General features: G+C 40.5%; 19 protein-coding genes. 8 read left to right on the top strand and 11 right to left on the bottom strand.

The features are described 5' to 3' along the window. Nucleotides 1–303: 303 nt before the first annotated feature. Both RG963_RS10540 and RG963_RS10535 read right to left on the bottom strand, forming a co-directional pair. Nucleotides 304–852 carry a rubrerythrin family protein gene (locus tag RG963_RS10540; protein WP_310576232.1) on the bottom strand — a complete coding sequence of 183 codons (549 nt, stop codon included), beginning with the start codon at nt 850–852 and terminating at the stop codon, nt 304–306. Between the two features lie 342 nt (nt 853–1,194). Then, nucleotides 1,195–1,287 carry an Hsp20/alpha crystallin family protein gene (locus RG963_RS10535; RefSeq protein ID WP_310576231.1) on the bottom strand — a complete coding sequence of 31 codons (93 nt, stop codon included), beginning with the start codon at nt 1,285–1,287 and terminating at the stop codon, nt 1,195–1,197. A gap of 365 nt (nt 1,288–1,652) precedes the next feature. Between RG963_RS10535 and RG963_RS10530 the strand changes: the two genes are divergently transcribed. After that, nucleotides 1,653–1,979: a phasin family protein gene (locus tag RG963_RS10530; RefSeq protein WP_310576230.1), complete on the top strand. Its 327-nt coding sequence runs from the start codon at nt 1,653–1,655 to the stop codon at nt 1,977–1,979. Between the two features lie 42 nt (nt 1,980–2,021). Here the strand turns inward: RG963_RS10530 and RG963_RS10525 are convergent, their stop codons facing one another. Further along, nucleotides 2,022–2,288, bottom strand: a complete 267-nt coding sequence (locus tag RG963_RS10525) for a hypothetical protein (protein WP_310576229.1) — start codon at nt 2,286–2,288, stop codon at nt 2,022–2,024. Nucleotides 2,289–2,412: 124 nt separating this feature from the next. Continuing rightward, the gene (locus RG963_RS10520) at nt 2,413–3,474 is read right to left on the bottom strand and encodes a chromosome segregation ATPase (RefSeq protein ID WP_310576228.1); all 1,062 of its coding nucleotides are present in this window, start codon (nt 3,472–3,474) and stop codon (nt 2,413–2,415) included. A gap of 214 nt (nt 3,475–3,688) precedes the next feature. Between RG963_RS10520 and RG963_RS10515 the strand changes: the two genes are divergently transcribed. From RG963_RS10515 to RG963_RS10500, 4 genes are all read left to right on the top strand, one after another. Then, on the top strand, nt 3,689–4,735 hold the full coding sequence (locus tag RG963_RS10515; protein WP_310576227.1) for a helix-turn-helix transcriptional regulator: 1,047 nt from the start codon (nt 3,689–3,691) through the stop codon (nt 4,733–4,735). Between the two features lie 454 nt (nt 4,736–5,189). Further along, the gene (locus tag RG963_RS10510) at nt 5,190–5,693 is read left to right on the top strand and encodes an amino acid-binding protein (RefSeq protein ID WP_310576226.1); all 504 of its coding nucleotides are present in this window, start codon (nt 5,190–5,192) and stop codon (nt 5,691–5,693) included. A 26-nt stretch (nt 5,694–5,719) separates the two neighbouring features. Beyond that, nucleotides 5,720–6,718, top strand: a complete 999-nt coding sequence (locus tag RG963_RS10505; protein ID WP_310576225.1) for a homoserine dehydrogenase — start codon at nt 5,720–5,722, stop codon at nt 6,716–6,718. A gap of 66 nt (nt 6,719–6,784) precedes the next feature. Further along, the gene (locus tag RG963_RS10500) at nt 6,785–8,491 is read left to right on the top strand and encodes an ATP-dependent DNA ligase (RefSeq protein WP_310576224.1); all 1,707 of its coding nucleotides are present in this window, start codon (nt 6,785–6,787) and stop codon (nt 8,489–8,491) included. A gap of 1,135 nt (nt 8,492–9,626) precedes the next feature. Here the strand turns inward: RG963_RS10500 and RG963_RS10495 are convergent. From RG963_RS10495 to RG963_RS10465, 6 genes are all read right to left on the bottom strand, one after another. Continuing rightward, nucleotides 9,627–10,226: a UPF0228 family protein gene (locus RG963_RS10495; RefSeq protein WP_310576223.1), complete on the bottom strand. Its 600-nt coding sequence runs from the start codon at nt 10,224–10,226 to the stop codon at nt 9,627–9,629. A gap of 343 nt (nt 10,227–10,569) precedes the next feature. Next, a complete protein-coding gene (locus RG963_RS10490) occupies nt 10,570–10,977 on the bottom strand; it encodes a hypothetical protein (RefSeq protein WP_310576222.1) in 408 nt (135 codons plus the stop codon). 454 nt (nt 10,978–11,431) lie between these two features. Further along, on the bottom strand, nt 11,432–11,770 hold the full coding sequence (locus RG963_RS10485; protein WP_310576221.1) for a hypothetical protein: 339 nt from the start codon (nt 11,768–11,770) through the stop codon (nt 11,432–11,434). Between the two features lie 472 nt (nt 11,771–12,242). Continuing rightward, nucleotides 12,243–12,872, bottom strand: a complete 630-nt coding sequence (gene engB, locus RG963_RS10475; RefSeq protein WP_310576219.1) for a GTP-binding protein EngB — start codon at nt 12,870–12,872, stop codon at nt 12,243–12,245. Next, entirely contained in the window at nt 12,859–13,857 is a 999-nt protein-coding gene (locus RG963_RS10470) for a DHHA1 domain-containing protein (RefSeq protein WP_310576218.1), read from the bottom strand. The genes engB and RG963_RS10470 overlap by 14 nt, the downstream gene beginning before the upstream one ends. 352 nt (nt 13,858–14,209) lie before the next feature. Beyond that, complete coding sequence (locus RG963_RS10465; RefSeq protein ID WP_310576217.1) at nt 14,210–15,808, bottom strand: BatD family protein; 1,599 nt, start codon at nt 15,806–15,808, stop codon at nt 14,210–14,212. A 526-nt stretch (nt 15,809–16,334) separates the two neighbouring features. Between RG963_RS10465 and RG963_RS10460 the strand changes: the two genes are divergently transcribed. Then, on the top strand, nt 16,335–17,084 hold the full coding sequence (locus RG963_RS10460; RefSeq protein WP_310576216.1) for a Nif3-like dinuclear metal center hexameric protein: 750 nt from the start codon (nt 16,335–16,337) through the stop codon (nt 17,082–17,084). A gap of 129 nt (nt 17,085–17,213) precedes the next feature. Then, a complete protein-coding gene (locus tag RG963_RS10455; protein ID WP_310576215.1) occupies nt 17,214–17,360 on the top strand; it encodes a hypothetical protein in 147 nt (48 codons plus the stop codon). An 80-nt stretch (nt 17,361–17,440) separates the two neighbouring features. Here the strand turns inward: RG963_RS10455 and RG963_RS10450 are convergent, their stop codons facing one another. Then, complete coding sequence (locus RG963_RS10450) at nt 17,441–18,226, bottom strand: HD domain-containing protein (protein WP_310576214.1); 786 nt, start codon at nt 18,224–18,226, stop codon at nt 17,441–17,443. 466 nt (nt 18,227–18,692) lie between these two features. On the opposite strand from RG963_RS10450, the gene RG963_RS10445 reads away from it, so the two are divergent. Next, nucleotides 18,693–22,076: tetratricopeptide repeat protein (locus tag RG963_RS10445; RefSeq protein ID WP_310576213.1), on the top strand; the 3,384-nt coding region annotated here is incomplete at its 3' end.

Here is a 22,076-nt window from a genome sequence, read left to right as displayed (position 1 = left end):
TTTTATATCTAAATAGACGAAGGGCACATTGTAGCATGCCCCAAGAACATCGAATGCGCTGTAGGGGATAAGCTAATCGTTTTCCCTTCCAGTGATGGTGTAAGACATGCAATGCCCAAAAGCTTTTTTGATAAAATTAAATCACTCTCTACTGACAAATCACTTACCATAGAAAAATTGAAATTTTTAACCGAACTTAAACTGTAGTCTTGCCTGTTTGGATATACGACCTCTTACGAAGTCATACATATCCTGCGGTAGAGAAACTCGCATGATAAGGATCAGCCAATTCAAGACAGGCACTTATTTAAATGCAGTAAATTTGTCTTTTAATGCATTGCATACAGGACACCTGTCGGGTGCTTCTCCTTCAAGGGTATATCCACAGACTTCGCAGACCTGGATCGGGCCAAGGTCAACATCTTTTCCTGAGTTAACCCACTCGAATGCTTTTTCAAAAAGCTGTTTATGTAGTTTTTCACTGGCATATGACCATTCAAAACTTCTTTGTGCGCCTTTTTCGCCCTGGAATTTTGCTACTTCTATGTATACGGGGTACATTTCCTCAATTTCAAAGGTCTCGCCAGCAATGGCCAGTTTAAGGTTTTTCCTGGAATCCCCAGGGCCAAAAGCTGCCATGCTATTTGCGACAAATCCTCCCTCAAGGTGTCTTAACTCCCGGTAATGATCTCCTGCATGTAAATATTCAGCATGGGCAATTGCACGAAATAATCGGGCTACATTATAATATTTTTCTTTTTCGGCCTTGTTTCCAAAATGTAAATACCTCATATGTGCCTGACTTTCTCCTCCGAATGCATTGATAAGATGCTGCTCTGTCATTTTCTTCATTTAAAAACCTCTTTTCAATAAAATTCAATTATTTTATAGATTCGGACTTCGAGCCTATCCGAAAAGTGGTTACCTGCTATAACTTTTACAATATGCAATATGCAAAACCGGAACGGATACTCTGATATTATAGACCTATTGTGACTTTTCAACATGCATTACTGACTTTTCGGATAGGCTCTTAGATACGTGAGTTCAGGACTTAAGTATGTGAGGAACAAAATCAAGCGTGAGCATACCTATCACAGACATTATGATTTATACAGTTTGAGGTTTAACGCTATTGATTTCTCGTTTCAACTGCATAAGTCCTGGTTACTTTACGGTTACTTTATTCAATTTTTACATCCACAGCTCTTCAAAAGGCTGCTGGTAAGGTACTGTTACTTTAAGTACACCATTTGAATAATTAGCAACCACTTTTTCCGGGCTCACAGGGCAGCAGACTGCGTGCTGTCCGCATATTCAACCCTTTCTTCGGTGGCTTTTACATAACCATTTTCGGGGATCTTACCAGAAATATCTTTCATTTAGACTTCCTGGAGAACGACCTCAATTTCAAGGTTTTCGTATTTATCGTCAGGATATGCACATATAGCTGGTGGTAGTTCTAAAGTGTCTGCCATCAAATTACCCCCGAATAGCATCACCATTTAATATATTTATATATTTTCGTTTGATTAAGTAATCTGTTAAGTTAAGTATAGGGGAACTTTTAATACACCCTTAAAGACCATAGCAGATTAATAATTTCATGTAACTTTTTTTAAGATTGATAATTCAAAAGCGAGTGTTTGTACATGAGGGAATCAGTCAGAAAACTCGGGCTCATAGGAGCCGGCCTCTGGGCAGTGACCGAAGACAAAATAAATGATCTTGTAAAAGACCTTGTCGATAAAGGAGATATTAGTAAGGAAGAAGGTAAAAAGGTTATTCAGGATGTGCTTGAAGAAAGCAAAAAGCAGAAAGTTGACCTTGAAAAGAAAATCTCTGAGAAAATCCAGGACTCTATCTCAAAAGCAGATATCTTTACTAGAAAAGACATGCATGAACTTGAATCAAGAGTAGATATACTGGAAGACGAAATTCAGAAAATGAAAAATAAAGATAAGATGTTTTTCAAGTGAAAACTATTTTCCAGTTGAAATTTCACTTATTTCCTTTCCATTTCACAGTTCTTCGATTGTTATCTCCTCTTCAGGGCTTGCATTTACGAGCAAGTCCTCGAGATCTGCCATATCACAATTAAGCCCCTGGATTTCTGCCTGTGTGAGCCCAATTTCCAGATCTTCGGACGGTGCCCCATTACCTGCCTCGGCAACGTTTGGGTCTATTCCTGATTCTTTTACTTCAGATGTACCGTTCCCGACACAGCCAGATCCTGCAAGCCAGACAACTAAAGCTGACAGTACGAGCAGGTGAGCGAATTTAACCATTTTCTGCCTCCTCAATTCTGTAATTTTTCTTCAGTAAGGTTTCCAGTCTCATCCCCTGGTTATGATATTTTTCTCCATTAGAAGAGGCCTTCTTTGCACTGACAGAAGAGCCGCTTCTGAGATGTTAACTATTGTGTGTACCTGTTACATTTTTAGTATTGTTAAGTACGGTTTTCAGGCTACTTTCGACTCCAGTTTCGTTATATTTATCAATTTCATACTTTTTCAGCTCGTCGAAAATTTGTCTGAGTATATTGTTTGCTTTACTGATCTCACTAAGAGATTGACGCAGGTAATTATTCGCCGTTTCCATATTTTCCAGAGTGACATTCTCACCGCTGTAAATGGAGTCCGCCGCTTCTTTCCTCTCCTGAGCTGATTTTATATATAGTTTGTAACTGGCAAGCTTTGTCTCAAGGTCAGCCTTGTCAATATCGGTTTCGTTCAGACTCTCGATATTTGTTCCAAGTTTTTCAGAGAGAGTTTCGGATTTTTCAAGAAATTTTCCTATTTTCTCACTGACGGTCTGTCCTACGCCTGCAAGGCTGGTTCTCTCGGCATTATCCCATACTTCGCGTACGGATCTGACAACGACCAAAAACTCTTTCTGACTGGAAGCTTTTGCAACCTGTGCCTTCTCAACTTCAAGCAATTTAATCTTTTCATCTATAGCAACAATTTGTTCTTCTGTTTCATTGCCATTTGAGTATTCCATATTGCTCTTTACATTTGAAAGGTGAGCTATCATATAATTAATGCTTGAGTTAAGGTAGGTCCTTGTAGCATTTAAAGCCTCTTCTGAGTTTGGATCAAGTTTTCCTGTCCGGATACGATTTCTGATCTCGAGAAAATCTCCTTTTGCTTCCTGATATTCCTTCTTATGAAACTGGAGTTCTTCTATTAATTGTTTTCTTTCGTCTTTATATTCGGAAATTCTGTTCCCGTCTTTTACGCTGAGATTGTTCTGAAGCCGTTCCGTATCCGACTCCGAGTCAGTGGCGTCACCTGAATTGTTGGTTTCATTCTCGTATGAATCGCGGGCATCTTCGCGCATATACTGGTCCTGATTACTATTTCCATGTTCAGAAGATTCTTTGGCAGCAAGGGAGCCTCCTGGAAGCGCACTGAGTAATGTCAATAGGATCGTAAGATAAGCCAGATATCGCATAGTTTGTGATTTTTTCATCTGACTGCCTCCTTTTTCAAGTTATTACACTGTATATGGAATAAGGTAAATATAAGCATTCTTTTCGGAATAAGTTAGATTAACAGGCACATATTGAATTTTAAGCTTGAATAATCCCTTTTTTTCTTGATAAAGCTTTAATAAGCTGTTATTATTTTAGAAATTTCTGTGAGGGAAAGCAAAAGATTTATGTTAAAAAACCATTTAACATTCCGTGAATTTTAGAAAGCTCTGCAGGATCGCCTGTGTTTTCTTTTTCCTTATGTTTTTTCAGGGAAACGCAATTGCGGCCACAATTCACGGGACCGTTTATGAGTGGGATAGTTTCAAGCCTCTTAATAACTCAGTGGTCGAAATTAATTCCACCCCTGAACAGTACTTTGTTGCAACGGATTCGCAATATTCTTTCAATCTTACTCCTGGCACCTATCTGATAACTGCCAACTATCTTGAGGGAAGCAACGTAGTTTATACAGCAAACGAAGAGGTTGTAATTTCAGATAAAGGAGAGTATGTGCATGACCTTCTCCTGTTCCCACCCTATGATGAAGGACTCCTGGACCAGGGGGAATTCGAACTCCCCAATCTGGATTCTGAAGAAACGGAGCTCATCTCCGGGGCAAGCTCTCAAAATACCATCTTAGTTTCTGCCTTCCTTGCCCTAATAGTCCTTTTGTTAGCTGGTTACTTTTTAAAAAAGAAGCATGAAAAATCTCCTGAGACAACAACCCTGTTTCCGGGAGGAAGCAGAGAACCATACCTGTTACAGTCTGAGAATCCCATAAAAGATGCAATATTTTCTGAGGAGACTGAAAACGGTTCGACAGAAGACATTATAGAAATTCCGGAAGCAAGCCCTGAACGACCCGCTATTGCTGAAAATGCAGGAGACGCATCGGAAACTGGAAAATTTATGCAGCAGAGGGTGAAGCCTGAAGAAAAGGACCCAAATATACCGGATTCTTCTTTCTATGGCGGAGAACTAAATAAATCGAGCCCCGACGTTCCAAAGCATTCCATACTTAATCTTCCTGAAGATCTCAAAGATCTCCTTGATGTAATCCGAGCTAGCGGAAACCGGGTCACCCAGAGAGAACTCCGGAAAAAATCCCCGTATTCAGAGTCCAAAGTCAGTCTTATGCTTTCGGATCTTGAAGAGCGCGGGCTGGTCGAGAAATTCAAAAGAGGAAGAGGGAATATAATCCGTATTCCGGACATGCATCTTCCCAGGCAGACAGAACATAAAAATAAGAAGGAATAAGCAGAACATAGTCCTAAGCAGAATAATAATACTCTAATAGTCTATTTTGAAAGGCCATAAACAGTAAACTATATAACTTAATTAATCTACTAAACAACAGAATGGGTTAACAGTATTTGAAAGATCGAATGTTCGACTTATTTGAATAACCTTTTTAAATTCTTATGTCTAGTAGAGTATTTACTGAATATAAATGCATTAATAAAATCAGAGTAACAGGGCCTTGTTTCACGGGAACAAGTTTGTATTGAAATTACAAAAATGAGGTTTAAGAAGCTTCATGGCTCGATTGGAACCGGATACTCTGATATGATACTCTGATATGATACTCTGATATGATACTCTGATATATTACTACAACCTTGACAGTAAGTTGCTGGATATTATATTGATAGATTGGTAAATTATTATTTAAATTGCACAAAGAATTATTACAAAGTGCACGAGGGACAACATGCGAATTTCCATGGACATTGAACTAAAAGATGTGCCAGGGCAGATGCTTTTAGCCCTCCAGCCTCTTTCGGAATGTAAGGCTAACCTGATAACCGTATTACATCACCATCAGAAGAGAACCCCCAGAAAAACAGTGCCTGTACAGCTCGTACTTGAAACCAGACCTGAAAGCGTTGAAATAATAAAGGCCAAACTGGAAGAAAGCGGAGTCAGAGTCGTAAGAGTAGGAGAACATCGTTTCAGGGAGAGCATAAACGTGGTTCTCATAGGGCATGTAGTTCATACAGGCATTCAGGATACAATTGATGAGATCGACAAAACAGGGTTTGCTGAGGTTGTGGACCTTTCCCTTTCCATGCCGGGTATCAATCTGCTTTCTTCAGCTCTTATAAAAATTGATGCCGTGGGTAAAGAGGATCTGCAAACGGCACTCAACATCCTGAAAGAAGTCTCGGCAAAAAAAGACCTGCTGATGGTCCTTCCAATAGACATCCAGGCCTGAAAAATAGTTTTTAGGAGTTTGAAAACATGAAGACAGTATGCTGTTCGATTCTAGGGTTCGGTGCAATCGGACAGGGTGTGGCCGAGGTACTCCTTATGAAAAATGAGTATCTGGAAAGTATCGGGCTGGAAGTGAAAGTTGTCGCTGTTGTGGATTCAAAGGGCGCTACTGTTAATCTTCAGGGTGTGGACCTTGCCGACTGCCTCACCCGCAAGAGAATAAGTGGAACTGTTGCCCTTGAAAAGATTACCGGAGTCGAAGTCATCAGATCCGTAGACCATGAACTGGTAATCGAGACCACCCCTACAAATATCAAAACCGGCGGAGCAGGTCTACAAAACATGCTTGCGGCCTTCCAAACCGGAAAGGACGTTATTACTTCCAACAAAGGGCCTCTTGCCCTTAATTACAGGGAACTCGTGGAAACCGCAAAGGCAGCCGGGTCAAATTTCAGGTTCGAAGCGACTGTCGGCGGTTCAATGCCGGTTATTAACCTGGTAAATGAAGTTCTTGCAGGCAATAAAGTTAAAAGCATCAAAGGAATACTGAACGGAACCTGCAACTATATTCTGACAAGGATGCTGGAGGAAAGGGCAAGTTATACAGACATTCTTGCCGAGTCCATGCAGCTTGGAATTGCTGAAGCCGACCCTAAGTATGACGTGGAAGGGATTGACACAGCCTGTAAACTGGTAATTCTTGCCAATGCAATCTTCGGACTTAATGCTACTTACAGGGACGTTGAAGTTACAGGAATCACAAAGGTCACGCCTGAAGCCCTGGAGATGGCTTATGAAAGGGGGCATGTGATCAAACTTATAGGGGAAGTTAGCAGGGAGAGGATCCAGGTAGCCCCAAGGCTTGTACCGATCAACCATCCCCTTGCAGTCGGAGGAACCCTGAATGTGGCGTCAGTAGACACTGAGCTTGCAGGAGAAATTACGGTTACGGGTAAGGGTGCAGGCCCGATTGAAACAGCAAGTGCGATTCTCAGCGACCTGATCTCAATTTACGGAAACCGATAAGGGTTATTAAGAATTCAGATTTTATCCCAATTCGGAAAAAATAAAAATAAAAAAGCTGCGTGGATTATGACAAGCTTCAGGGAATTTGCAGAAACCTGCCAGGCAATTGAAAAAATATCGAGTACTATCGACACTACAAACAGGGTTGCTGATCTTCTTAAAAGGGTTGATGTAGAAGAGTTGCCCATTGCAACTCACTTTATCATGAGTGAGGTTTTTCCTGCCTGGAGTGGAGAGCAACTGGGAATTGGTACGAGCCTGCTGTATGTTTCCCTCTCCAAAGCCTCGGGAATGTCTATAAAAAGTATAGAATCTCTTATCCGGACAACAGGAGACATAGGAGATACAGCACTTCTTATCCTTAAAGAAAAACGGAAAAATCAGGTCACTTTTTCTTCTTATCTCGAAGAACAGCCGGAACTTTCAATAACTGAAGTTTATAAGCGCTTCAAGACGGCTTCCGAAGCTTCGGGAAAGGGCTCGCAGGAAATTAAGGTCAAAAACCTTCAGTTTCTCTTTAACTCCTCAACCCCGAGGGAAGCAAAATATATTTCCAGGCTTGCGCTTGAGGAACTCCGTATAGGTGTCGGGGAAGGCGTTGTAAGGGATGCCATTGCAAAGGCTTTTTCCGTTCCTCCTGATATGGTTGAACACTCCTTTATGGTTACAAATGACCTCGGGATAGTGGCTGCGGCTGCCAAGAGAGGCGGGATAGAAGCCCTGGGACATCTGGGAATTGAAATCAATCGTCCGATCAAGGTTATGCTCTCTCAGATCAGCCCTGACATAGATGCCGATATCAAGGACATGAAAGAAGTTGCAATCGAATGGAAATTCGATGGGGCAAGAGTGCAGATCCACAAGGATGGAAACTCGGTTACCCTTTTTTCACGAAAACTTGAAAATGTTACGAACTCCCTCCCAGATCTTGTGGAAATAGTTCGTAAACACGTAAAGGCTGAGTCTGCAATCCTTGACGGAGAGGCCGTTGCAGTGGATGAAAACGGTAAGCCCAGGGCCTTTCAGGAGATTCTCAAACGTTTCAGGCGCAAATACGATGTGGATGAGAAAGCGCTTGGAATTCCTATCCAGCTCAACCTTTTTGACATTATGTTCCTTAACGGCAAAACGCTGATTGATCTTCCTCTTCTAGAGCGGCGAAAAGCGCTTGAATCCTGCGTGGAGAGTTCGGTTGAGGACTCAAAATCCATCTGTGTGGACAAACAGATTATAACCGGTGACCTGGAGGTCGTAGAAAAAATCTACAGGGAAGCCTTGAAAGCTGGGCACGAAGGCTTGATGATCAAAAACCCTAATTCATTTTATTCCCCTGGCAAGCGTGGCAAAAACTGGCTAAAGAAAAAGCCCCTTATGGAAACCCTTGACCTTGTAGTTGTGGGAGCTGAGTGGGGTTTTGGCAGGCGGGCAAATCTTATAGGTTCTTACTCTGTTGCCTGTTATGACCCTGATACTTCCCGCTTCATGCAGGTCGGTAAGGTGGGTACAGGCCTGACCGACGAGCAGCTAAAGGAACTCACGGAAATACTTTCTGGATTAATGGAAGGCGGGGAAGCAGGCGGGGTATTTGCAGTCAGGCCGAAGGTAGTTCTGGAAATTGCCTTTGAGGAAATCCAGAAAAGCCCCAACTACGATTCGGGTTTCGCACTGCGTTTTCCTCGCTTCATCCGCATCCGGGACGATAAAGATCCAGAAGAAGCGGACACAATCCAGAGGATAGGGCGCGTATACAGCCAGCAATTGAAAAGGATGTAAAGGGTAGTTGGCTATTGCTTCCTTTTTTTGGCAGTCGTATGACCTTTTAAATATCCTTCCAAATTGGTTTAAAGTTTTTGTCTTCCTCGGATGGAGATAAACGTCTTCTTAGAGGTTGTTTTAAAATTCAAACCATTTCTACAATTGGATAATAAGCAACATTAATTTCAAATTCATATAGTACATTTTTCCGAAATTCAGGTATATTGACCTTAAAGATAGTACTTCATCCCAAAGACTTACGCACTCGATGTATAAAATCAAGTACAATAGGCATCATGGTTTAAACATACATTTTAGACATTTAACGGTTTAATGTTACAGTTTTTCAATTTGAATGCGTAAATCTTATCCCAATACACTCAAATTTAATTTTAAGACAGGCTCTTAGCACCAACAAGGCATTTACTTGCCAACCTTTATTTCCGGAAAATCCCGCATTCATTACAAACTCCTTTATCAAACCCCAAAATTACCAAATCAACAGTTAGTTTTCCTGCGGATTTAACAGATTACACAGTTATTACTCCTATATTCATTGGAGAGCTGGAATTATCCGTTATATGTATATCTACAGAACTCCAGGCGGTTGGCAGTGTTCTGCAGGTGTCCTCAATTTCGCCGTCCAAAATAACTTTGAACTCATACTCCCCCTCTGTCGAATAACATATCTTTTCCTTTAGACCATGGCATCGACCATCGAAGCAGCAGCCATAATGATTTAGGCTGTGCTATGTGCTCTTCGGGAGCTAATTCATACTTTTCTTTAAATACAGATTCGTTATGTGAATCAAATACTTCAACAATTACTTCATGACTCTGGAGATCAGTGTTATCTATATAAAATAGAGGTGTTGGAGATCCGACCAGCAAGTATGGGAAAATAACAAAATAACTCAACAAAACCAATATTGAAATTCCTAAAAAAATGAGTATTTTTTGATAATTTTTAATATTTATACCCCCCTAAAAATTCAAATATGACTTTTGTAACTGAAAAATATTAAAAAGGGGGGATTTACCCTCAGGTTTAATTCCATATACCATTATCTGTATTGCAAGCTCACAGAAAGAGGTCATCCTTAGATCAATGCTCCAGTTTCCACGCTAGAAGTCCAAGTAGCTACTTCTTTTTTTACCCTACAACACCGTCAAAATTTACAATAAAGACTTCTTCATTTGCTTCAAGCTCATTTCTTATCCTGATTGCGTCATTCTCTGGAATCCAATTTTTTGGTTCATTTCCAAAAGAAATATAACAAATAATTGTCATTTTCACCTGAAGATTATTTCTTTTCATCACGTTAAGAAAATTTTCGTTTTCAAAACCTTGTTCGGATACAATTACATAGTAATTTCCTTTTTTGATATCAGGAGGAAATCCAGGTTCTGGAAATTTTTCTCCTTTCTTAAATTCATCTACTACAGCCGTTTTTTTGTCATTTTCTACTTTTGCATAGTGCCTTCCTGAGCTAAGGTCAGTATTGTAATCTATACTATAGTTTATAGGTATATTGGAATTTTCAAGAATAGTTTTAACTTCCTGTTCAGTAGTCCCATTTTCAAATTCGATAAATAAACCAGCTACCTGTTGCTCTTTAACAGGTGTTTTTTCGTTAACTGACATATTCGACTCAACGTGTGTTGGTGTAAACAGTACCAAGGGCACTACGATAATCAGAAAAACAATAATAGCAGCGATAAACAATATTTTATAAATTGATTTTTTCATCATGAAAAAATTCCCACCTATACTAATAAATTCCTATCTTATAGAAATTCATTTCTATGTTATAATTTCTGTTTAAATCTTGGTCATCTTATATAATGAGAGATTCTAAGAGTTTCAGAATTATTTTTCATGATCAGAAACCTAGTACTGTGATTCCGAAGTAAGTTCATAAAACTTGACTTTTAATAGATCCGAAGATCACGGGTTTTATCAGGAAATAAGGAATTGATTTTGGAATCGAAGCACTAGTTGATCATCCGGAATTTGTAAACTTGGTTTACCCCGTTGCCTGCAGGAAGATGCACCAGCTCAACTTTGATTAAGAAACCTAATATTTGCGTTTCTGTTAAACTTGGAGTTTGTCAATAAAAATAGACTCATCTATTACTAAGATAAACAAGCTAGTCCAGGGATTCAAAGACATGTTCATCTCCTTACTTGTGTTATTTTCCAAAGTTGCTTTCACCGTATAATTATTTTTATTTAATGGGAAAGACATCTTTAACAATAGCCATAAACTTTTAGAGTCTGTTACTTTTTCATGAGGAGACAGTTTATAACTCTCTTTAAATATTGGTTTGTTATCTGAATCAACTATTTCAATAAATACTGTGTGATTAGTTTCGTCTCCATTCTCAACAAAAATAAAAGATATAGGTGGACCTATGAAAAGATATGGTAGGGTTATAAAAAGTCCTGCTAAAATCAGAAGGGTTATTCCTATATAGCGAAGTTTTTTATTGACTTCTTCCATGTTCCCACCCAATTTCTTTATCTATAGTTGTTGAGCTCATCTCAAAACCAGCTTTATACTCAAAATTGATAGGAATTTTAGGACTATTTCCCATGATCAGAAACTCATTGATTATTCTTAATCCTATACTCGGATTAGCAGCTTTGAGTTATGGGATAAGCTCATTAATTGTCTATTCCATAATCTACAGTGTTACGACAGGAAGTACACCATATATTCGTACCCTGTTGAGCATAAACATAATTCATTATACATTCAGGATGGAGTACGGAGTTTTGATCTTCTGCATCAAAATTATGGGAAGCTTCATGTTGAACAATACTGTCGTGAGGCCAATCAAGACCATATGCTTTAACTTCATAAGTACTAAATAGCCCTATTTCTACCTGTACCATTAAGGTTCATATTAATTTATAAAGAATATCAAAATCCTACATTTTCACTAGATTCAGTGTTAGTCAGCTGAATAATAATGTATCTTATAATACTCGTTATCAACTTTTATATTATCAGTTTCGTTACTTGACCTTATTTTACCAAATTCTGACATACCTTCATTGTGATCGAAGGGAATTTTGATATCCTTTCCTGAATTTATCACTGCTTCTTTAACATAGGGATATTTCTCAAGATCTGCTAAACTGAATTCCACATATTTCTCTGGCGGGTCCTGAAGTTTATCTGCGCGAACATACATGCCTGCTCCAGGCTGATAAATCATTAAAAAGAAAACCAGAAATATTGCAAGAACTGCAAAAAAAATAGCCATTAAAGCTTTTGTCATTGATTTCATATAACAATCTCCAAGCACCCATAAAATAAAGTGTAGGATTTTATCCTACATAAAAAATTTAGCAATGATTTATATTAGTTTCGATGGTTTGATCGCAGCTACTGCACCAGTTGTCATCTATCATCATATTGGCGTAGTCATTCTCCATAACAGAAGAACAAAAATTCTTAGTGTCTACAGCAATCAGTTAAAGCAGTCACCCTATGCAGAAAAAGTAGAAGTACTGAAAAGCTATAAAAATTTTAAATTAAAATATAGAAATGAAGATATTAAAATGAGACTAATTGTTACGGATAAATGCCTGGCCTTAAGCCTGTACAAAAAAACGACATTGAATATGACATTACCACAGGTTTGTTCAGCTCTGATCCGAAAGCTATCGAATCGGGAGAGAGGCTTTTTGAGTATTGTAAGATTCGCTCAGAAGCGAACTTACATGGTAGTTATAAACAACGACGAAATTTTCAAAAATTCAAACATACTTGAAAAGGTCGTCTCTTTTCATTTCATGCAGCCTGTCCCGAAGCAGGCCCTTTATGGCTTTCAGGTCTCCTTTCTTGGCGCTGATCGGGGCTATCAGATGTTTCCAATTCTGCCAGGGAGGCTCAAGCCCGAGGCGGCCTGCGACTTCGTCAAGGAGAGGGTCATACTCGTCTTCTTTTACTTTGTCCATCTTGTTCGCAGCAACAATAGTATCAATTCCTATTTCCCTCAGGAAATCAAACATTTCAATGTCTACAGGGATCTGATCCCTCGAGTCCCAGCGGTCAACTATTTGAGGGAACGTCGGGCCGTCTATTACAAGGACCCCGATTTTGATCCTTTCGGCATTATCCTCGATATAGCGTACTGTTTGGTCTTTTACAATATCCTGCTTCCGGTCTTTTACTCCGCTCATGAACCCGAAGCCCGGCATATCCGTAATAAGAAGGTCCGAGGCCTGGGCGTGTCTGGGACGCAGGGTAACACCCGGACGTCTCCCAACCCTTACTTTTGCCCCGAAGAGCTCCCTGAGCAGGGAGGATTTGCCCACGTTTGAGCGGCCTACAAATACAATCTCAAGATTTATACCGCTTTCAGCTGCAATCTTACTGGTTTCCATTGTGTATCACCTCATTTGCTTTCCCGAGTTCTGTATCGAAAGCCCTGAGGAAAGCCTCAAGGGAATTTTCGGGGATGCGCGCTCCTGCTGCAAAAGGGTGTCCTCCGCCGCTTCCTCCAAATTTCGGGGCGACTGAACGGAGAAGACGGTTTACGTCAACCTTTCCCCGGGAGCGGATACTCAGGTCATAAGTGTCCTTTCTCTCGCGGTACTCAGCTGCAATTCCCACTTCCCTTCTGCCGTAAGAGGCTGCATAGATCGCTGCCTTTGAAATGGAGTTATTCGTATTTACAATATACGCGCTATTTCTCAGGATTTCTACGTTTTCTTTAACAAAGAGCCGGATCTTTTCTTCGTTAATTGCAGCTTCCCTGGCAAGCTCAAGAAGCCCAGGGATGTTTGAAGGGATCGTATCTTTTGAAAGGGGCTCGAGCAGGTTTCTCTTAAATTCGTATTCCTTTCCATTATAAAGAATTGCCTGGGTTAGAGTTCCTGCCTGGAAATAGAGGCCCCTTTTGTCCCAATCTTTGACCCAGTTCTTTACATGGGGAGTATTGTCGCAGAAATCTCCAATTGCTCCGTATATTGCTATTCTCCGCATATCATTGTCCAGCCGATCCTCAAAGAGCCTGTAGGTCAGCTCGGAGGCGCAGGCTTCAACATCATGGTGGAACCAGCCTTCTTTCTCACAGCTTTCAGGAAGGGGGTGGTGGTCAATATAGTAAAGGTTGCATTTTTCTGCAAATTCATTAAGCACTGCAAGCAACTCGGAGCAGTGTCTTTCATCGATTGCAATATCGCAGATAATAAGGGTTTCCACATACTCTATAAGCTTTAGTTCGTCAAGAAGACTAATCGGATTCGTAAAATATACATATGCGTCAGGATAAGCTGTTTTTGCAATTGCAGCCGAGCAGATCCCATCCGAATCTCCGTGGGTAAGAATCAGGGTTTTCGCTTTAAGCTGGTTTTGGAGTTTTTTCATGCTTTGTTCCCTTTTTCCCATATCAAGAAATGATTTATCAAGAAATGATGTTTCTTTTTTAATGACAGCATTGAGCCTCTGTTTTTTACTTTCCGACTTCTGCTTTTTCACTTTCGGAAAGTCATGAAGAGAGTTATTTTCTTATTGTTAAATTTTTATTTTTTATTCAAACGGGTCTCAAGGTAAAAAGAAGCTTGCATTAACGTATTGATTTTGAAAGCTGGCAGGAAAGATCAGGTCAAGTAATGAAAAAAGTAATAAAAGTTATTAAGCCAAAATATAAAAAATGTTGAAAAGCGGAAATCGGTGCCCTGAAAAGTCCAGAGTGCCTAAAATTGTTCTTCAAGTTTTATCAGACTTTTCTCTTTCTTAAGATGCATGTGACCGTAAGAAGTCCTGCCATAGCAAGGACAGGGCCGAATCCGGGGGTATCTTCAGAATCCTCTTCATTTTGCGCCTGAACTGAGGATTCATTTTTTACCTGGTTGGATTCCGTTACTCCCTCTGGCTGCTTACTGCTTCCTTGTAGGGAAATCGGTATTCCTACATAAACAACAGGAGTGTTTGAACTGACTTCTCCTGAATATCCATCAAGGTCAAGGAAACTTCCTTTACAGGCAGGCAACTTGATTTCCCCTTCTTTGTTCATCTGCATCATATAAGTCGTAGTCTTTGAATCGCCATCGCTTCCAAGGACATAATTCAAACTCGTTTCCCCACTTATGAGTTTAGCTTCTGGAGGTATGGTATCGGTTACTGTTACACTTGCATCAACGTTTCCGGTGTTCTTTGCAGTGACCGTTACAGTCAGTTTATCTCCGGAGTCCAGTTGCTCCCTGTCAACAGTTTTAGTAATTGATACTTCGGGCCCATAAATTTTTACATTTTCCGAATTATTAGAACCTACCTCTTCGTTCTGCCCATTGGGAAGAGTAAAAGTAGCTATGGTTTTCGGGAAGGTAAATTCTCCCGGCTTTTCAGGAATTAGTGTATACTCAAAAACCTCTTCAGCTGATTCTCCAGATTTAAGAGAAAGCGTCTTATCGAGTGATACAGCTTTTTGTGAGTGCATTTCGGAAGCAATAGAATCCTTGAGTACGATATTGTTTATATCACAGAGCCCGTCGTTTCGGACACTCACCGAGACATGTATAGGCTTTCCCATATGGTTATTTTTAGTAACACTCTTTGAAATAACAAGGCCCCATTTTGGTTCTATTTTTATGATTTTGGAACCTACATTTTCATACTTCTTGTCCCTTACATCCAAGCATGTAGTTTTTGCAGTTATATTAAGGTCAGTATCTACCCAGGGAGTTGGCGCCTTCAATGTAAGGTTCATGGGTTCAAGAGTCTCGTCTTTAAGCACTTCGGCAAATGTGTACTTCTCTTTTCCTTTAAGTATCTCCATTCCGGCTGTGCCGACAGTCAACACCACATTTTTAGCCTTTGCTTTCCCATCATTCTTAACTTTTATAGATACATCGATTCTACTGTCTCCCGTGGATTTAGAATCATATGTATCTTTTTCAGTTTCAACGTCTATGTCAAAATTCGGCTTTCCTTTTATAAGAATATCCAATTCAGCATAAGGATTCCAATTTCCTGTCTTGAATTCCTTTCCGTGCTTAGTGATGATTTCGTAATTGGGATCTATCTGCTGGGCATAAACTTTTATCTCGTCATTATATATCACTTCCAACCCAACGGAAAGAGGAGCAGTCTTTAGTTTTTCTCCATCCTTTGAGATTGAAATGAATACCATCTTGTCTTCGTTGAAATCTTCCGCCTTTATTACATAACCGTCAACTGTTACGGAATCTCCCCAATACAATTTTGATGCATCCATTTTCTCTTCCCACTCTAAGTCATCTGCCGCAACGGCTGCAGTTGAGAGTCCAAAGAAGACGAAAACGGCAAGTAATGCAATCAGTGCAATTTTTTTAGACATAGTTACCCTCCTTGAATTTGACGCTGTTATACTGGATCTGCGCACTGGAAGCATGCATGTTGAGTTTCTGTAATAGTTACGGCCCCTTAAATATTTAGAGATAGATGATATAAATTATTATTAAATGTCCTATTGCCACAGCCATATTCTATTTGTTCGCTGCATTGTCTTTGCCCCAGCACATCCCTCATAATTTATAGTTTATTAACCCTCAATTACTTTTAGAAATGGGATTTCACCGTTTTCTGATTATAATCGAACTTTATTATTTCAAATCCTGTAATTAGCTGATTTTCGAGATTTATTTTTAAGGTCGTTTTAATAAGAGATTTTGTTTAAACTCTATAAAATATCTTAGTATAAGGTATTTCAATTTTTTGTAATATTTTGGAAAAACTTCAATAAGCTTCTAATATCAGAGGTGTTTTCTTTTTAAGGCTGTGTGTCCCTGGCCGAACAAGGGGAAGGCATTTTCAAATATAACTTAGGAGAACCCAGCTTCGTCCGGCTGCCGGAGGTATTTTTCATGGAACTTGTAAATATTGTAAAAATTCTCGAAGAAATTGCACCACCTGAACTTGCTGACGACTTTGACGAAGGCAGGATTGGGCTAATTCTTGGCCTGGAAAACAATGTAGAGAGGATCGCAGTCGCCCTCGATGCCAATTCTTACGTCCTTAAAAAAGCCGCAAAAATGAGAGCAGATCTGCTTATTACTCACCACACCCTGATCTTCCATCCGATTAACAAAATATCAAAAACTCTTGCAGAGTCCCTCAGGATTGCCCTTGAGAATGGGATATCCCTTTACAGCATGCACACAAATTATGACAGGGCTGAAGGAGGGATCAATGATGTGCTTGTTGCAAGGCTCGGGCTCAGGAACATAGAAACTGCGGAAATTGGCAGGATCGGTGAAATCGAACCATGTTCTTCTGCTGAACTGGCAGCCCGCGTCTCAGAGTGCCTGCAAACTCCTGTAATGTATGCCGGAGAACAAGAAGATATCAGGCGGGTAATGGTCATCGGAGGCAGTGGTTTCAGGAGTGAGTTTCTTGAAATTGCCAGGGAAAATAAAATTGATGCTTTTGTATCTTCCGAACTTAAGCATGAGGTTCTCCGTGCTTACGGGGACCTCTGCCTGATTGACGCTACTCATTATGCCACGGAAAACCCTGGTATGGAGGCTTTATGTTCCAGGCTGCGCGAGCTTCCTGGCATTGAAGTGGAATTTATTGGACAGCCTTCCGGACTCAAGGCAATCGATAGGACCTGAACTTTTTGGGTACTGGGCCTGAAAGACGAATTGCGAACTCTACTTAAACGATGAAACAGTAAATTTACATAAAAGTATAAATAAAACAAGAATATCTTTTTAATTGATGAATATAGGGGTGATTTTAATATGATAGAGGAAAAAAATCGCTGTAGACAGGAAAAACTGAAATACGATCCCCTGGAATCAATGCTTGAGGAACAGTCAAGAAACCAGGTTCGTTCGGATTACCGGCGCAGTCTGGGCAGTGAATACCGCAGAAGATACATGGAGTGAATTGCAGAGTGAATTCCCCTTATCCAGATAAATGATTTTTCAAACTTCTTATGTTGTTCGTCTCCTTCTTTTATCCCGGTTTAATCCGATTTATTCAAACAGTTGTCTAGATGTCTGCGTATAATATACACTTCTTCTGTTCCTGACAGGGAGGACAAAATAGTATCAAGGTATCTGCGTTCTTTGAGAAGAGCAAAAGTCGCAGGAAAGTTAATGTCGAAAATCCAGCTAAGGCGAAGGAGTTTTACATCGTTCCGGTTTCTGGCGTCTCCTATCTTTGCCATCCTGTTATTCAGAATATCCTCAACTATATTTTCTGAACATCCGGGCGTATCGGGCATATTGAACTCAAGGACCGGGTTCCTGTATTTTTCCTCTTTCTCATAATCTTCACTCGTAAGTTTCAGGATATCCAGCTTATCCGCATCCCGGATTAGTCTTGAGTAAAAAAGAAGTTCTTCGAAGCTCTCTGCACATCCGGGAATTTCCATAAGATTATGGTATTCCACAGCTTTTATAATGAAATTCTCCTCTTTTATGGGAAGGTTGGAAAGAATTCCCGCATTTTTCAGGATATTTACCCCAAGGAGGGCATGGTTTTCTGATTCCGAGTCTTTGAACGTTCTATATTTCATAAACTGCTCAAAGCGGCCCAGATCATGAAATAAAGCTATTGTTTCGGCGAGCCTGTAACCTTCTTCTCCAATTTTTTCAGCTTTAGCAAGTAAAAGGATATTTTCACAAACTCTTGCCGTATGCTCGATTTTCAGCCTGATGTTTTCCTGGATAAAAGAGTCAGGAGAAGAAAATTGGTTTACATAATCCAGAAACCATTTTCTGAAATAGTCCAGGTCTTCCTTCTGCATGCTTCTGCAATAGGAATCTCGAGATATAATACTTTGCGTATATTTGCGGTATTTAAGATTTATTTGATTTTGCTTATAAAAACTCTCTGACCTTTGGGGCTGTACTTACATTAACAACTTTATCTTACTATTTATTATTTCTATACCAATAATATACTGTTACGCTAAATATAGTAGAAATCTGATAATTCTGTTTAGACTGCATAAATTATATATGGAAGAACTCCTAAAAGTAAGTAATAATTTGTGAGAACTGTATTAGAAAGACCTATTCCAGAAAGACCTATTCCAACTGGGAAAACTATCTCTGGGAGGAGCAAAAGGAATTTATCTAGTTACTTTTATTCTTTAAATGTTATCATTTACGCAGCTATGAAACTACACAGGATAGTGACTGTAAATAATAGTGAACGAATCGTTATGAAAACTTTCAATAAGAACTCATTAGAATAAATCGGGGTATTTAATGAGCTCAATTAAAAAAAATAATTTGATCATAAATTCGTTAATTCTCCTTGCTTTCATGTTATATTTCTTTTCAGGTTTTTTACCTGCTGCAGGAGCTGTTGCAAGCCATGAATTGGTTGTTGGAAATAGCAATGGGACTGAAGCTGCTCCTGGTCTTGATGAGGTAATGGCACAACACCCGGTTTCCGCAGAAGGCCTGATAGATAAAGGCCATGCATTATATTCTCTGAAAGAATACGAGCTTTCTTTGGGCTGCTATAACGATACACTTAAGATTGAGCCGAATTCTTCAATAGCCTGGTATGGAAAAGGATGTTCTCTGGCCGGATTAGGAAGAAATGAAGAAGCAATTAACTCTTATGACAGGGCTCTCGCAACCTTTTGGGTTTCTTCCGGGAACTGGCATGATAAAGGTAATGAACTTTTCGAGCTAAGCAACTATATCGAGGCTATTAACTGTTATGATAAAAGCCGCGCTGAGGATACCTACCTTTCCACAATCTGGTTCCGGAAAGCCCTTGCTTTTGAGCAGCTTAACCTTGACCAGCAAACCCTGGTTTCTTATGATAACTCTATTGAACTGAACTCAAATTCTTCCAGATCTCTACGTATGGAAGGGATGGCTTATGCCGGGCTTGAAAAATACGACGACGCCATGAAATGCTTTGACAGAGCTCTGAATATTACTCCTGACGACTATGAACTCTGGTACCAGAAAGGAATAATTCTTGACAAATCCGACAATTACGAAGCTGCAATAGAGTGTTATGACAGGGCAATTTCCTTTAATCCTGATATGATAAATGCCTGGTACAATAAAGGTGTGAATCTTGAAAGAATGGAAATGTATCAGGAAGCTCTTGATTGTTATGATTTTGTTCTTCTTTCAGGGCCTGAAAACCTCGATGTCTTGAAGAGAAAAGGCTTATGCCTCGAAAAGCTTGGGAGAAACGATGAAGCGCTTAAGTGCTACGATGAAGTCCTGGCCTACAACCCTGGCAACCGCGAAGCCTGGTACAGTAAAGGTTATCTGCTTAATAAGACCGGACAGTATGATGCTGCAATAGTCTGCTATGACAGGGCCCTTAACCTGGATATGGGGATTGAAGTGGAGGAAATCGGAGATGACCTGCTCGAAAATCTGAGCGTTTACGAATCTGAGCTTCCGTCTTACCCTGAAACTCCTGAGTTTAAGTCTTCCGCAGTCAAGATATGGTACGATAAAGGGCTTTCTTTTGATAAGCTTGAAAATTATGAGGCTGCGCTTAAGTGTTATGACAAGGTTCTCGAAACCGAGTCAGGATATGCTGTGGTCTGGTACATGAAAGGCCTGGACCTTGACAGGCTTGGTAGATATGAAGAGGCGGCTGAGTGTTATGATCAAGCCTTGAAGCTGGATCCCGGGTACGCAAAAGTCTGGTACAAGAAGGGCTTCGACTCTTCAAAAATCAAAGACTACAAAGGTGCGGTAAAAAGCTACGATAAAGCTCTCGAATTTGATGAAAACTATACACTTGCATGGTACGGTCAGGCATTTGCCCTGGCAAAGCTTGGAGAATACGAAAACTCGCTCAAGTGCTACAATATGGTCCTTATCGCTGCCCCGGACAGTGCTGATGCCTGGTACAATAAAGGCCTTGTCCTTGATCAACTCGGAAAGCATGAGGAAGCCTCAGACTGCTACAACCAGACTCTCCTGATCAATCCAGGGTATTCTGCTGCCCGTTTTAAGTTGAACGAAAACGTTGAACTGCGTTCAACAGAAACTCCGGTATCAGGGCCTGTTACAAATAACAGCGCAGATGCCAATCCAGGCCAGACACTTGCAGGAGGCTTCTGGTCTTATCTTCTGGACTACAGGTATGCGAATTCAGAGGATGATTCGGAATTTTCCGAAAATCTGAACTTATTTAGTTCGGAATTCGATTATGATGCGACATGGCATGGGAAAGCTTCTACCTATAGTAAACTTGGACTTTATGAGGATGCCCTTGCCTCTTATGATATGGTCCTCCTGATTAACTCTACACGCCCTGAAGTCTGGTATGAAAAAGGCGCGATGCTTGACAGGCTCGGCAGGAGCGAGGAAGCTTTGGATTGCTACAAAAAAGCCCTGGACCTTAATCCCCAGTCAAGTACTGCCTGGTACGGGATAGCTTCTGCTGTAAGCGATCTCGGGAGATCGGAAGAGGCTGTCAATTACTATGATCAGGTACTTGCTCTGAACTCAAGCAATTCAGAGGCTCTCTATGGAAAAGGTCTGGCCCTCTCAAACCTCGGCAGGTACGAGGAGGCAATCTCCTGTTACACCGCTCTCCTTGATTCTCAGCCTAAAAACCTTGAAGCTCTGAAGAGCCGGGCTCTTGATCTGTTGAAATCCGGTAAATCCGATGACGCGCTGGCAGACTACGATAAAATCCTGCAGCTTCAGCCTGATAATTCACAGATTCTGGCTGATAAAGCCTCTTTATTTGAGGAGCTTGGCAGGTATAAGGAAGCTGCTGAAAATTATGAGAGAATGCTTGAAATTTCACCAGGCAACAGGGAGATAATTTATAGACAGGGAAAAGCTCTGGAAAAAGGCGGAGATTTCGAGGGAGCAATAAACTGCTACAACAGGAGTCTTGAGCTGGATCCTTCGAATGTAGATGCATATAACAATAAAGGATTTGCTTATTACAAGCTTGAGAAATCTCAGGAAGCCATTGATTGCTACAATAAAGCCCTGGAATATGATCCCGACAATGCTACAGCCTGGTATTTCCAGGGATGTGCTTATTTAACAATAAGCAGCAATAATGCTGCCCTGAACTGCTTCGACAAAGTGATCCAGCTTAAACCGGATTGCATCACGGCCTGGTATAACAAAGGGTACATCCACAATGTGATGGGGGAAGTCGAAGAAGCAATTGCATGTTATGACAGTGCTCTTGCAATTGACCCTAACTCAGCTTCAACCCTTTACAACAAGCGTTTTGCCCTTTACAACATAAAGAAATTAGATGAGGCTGCTGTGTGTAAGGCGAAGCTTGATGAAGTCGATCCTGGTTTTGTGGAAGCTCTGCAGGAAAGAGGGACTCGATATTTCCTTCCTGCTACTTATAATAGCAATCTGGATTATTCCCTGCCCTCAAGGTGGTACGGGGGAGAGGAAAATTTTACGGAGAACATAAGTGTGAACAGGACAGACATTTCCCAGCAGCTAGGAACTATCCAGGAGCCTTATGATAACTGGGAAAACAATACCCTTGAGTCTATTCCGGAACCTGATGGGGATCAGGGAATCCAGGGCAACGACTGGTACGTCCCCGAATCTGATGAGGGAAGCGAGAATTATAGTGAGAATTATAGCGAGAATTATAGCGAGAATTATAGCGAGAAT

Source organism: Methanosarcina baikalica (assembly GCF_031461075.1).
GTDB classification, from domain to species: domain Archaea; phylum Halobacteriota; class Methanosarcinia; order Methanosarcinales; family Methanosarcinaceae; genus Methanosarcina; species Methanosarcina baikalica.
Note: the sequence above shows the minus strand (reverse complement) of the source record. Positions and strands in the feature narration are given on the sequence as shown.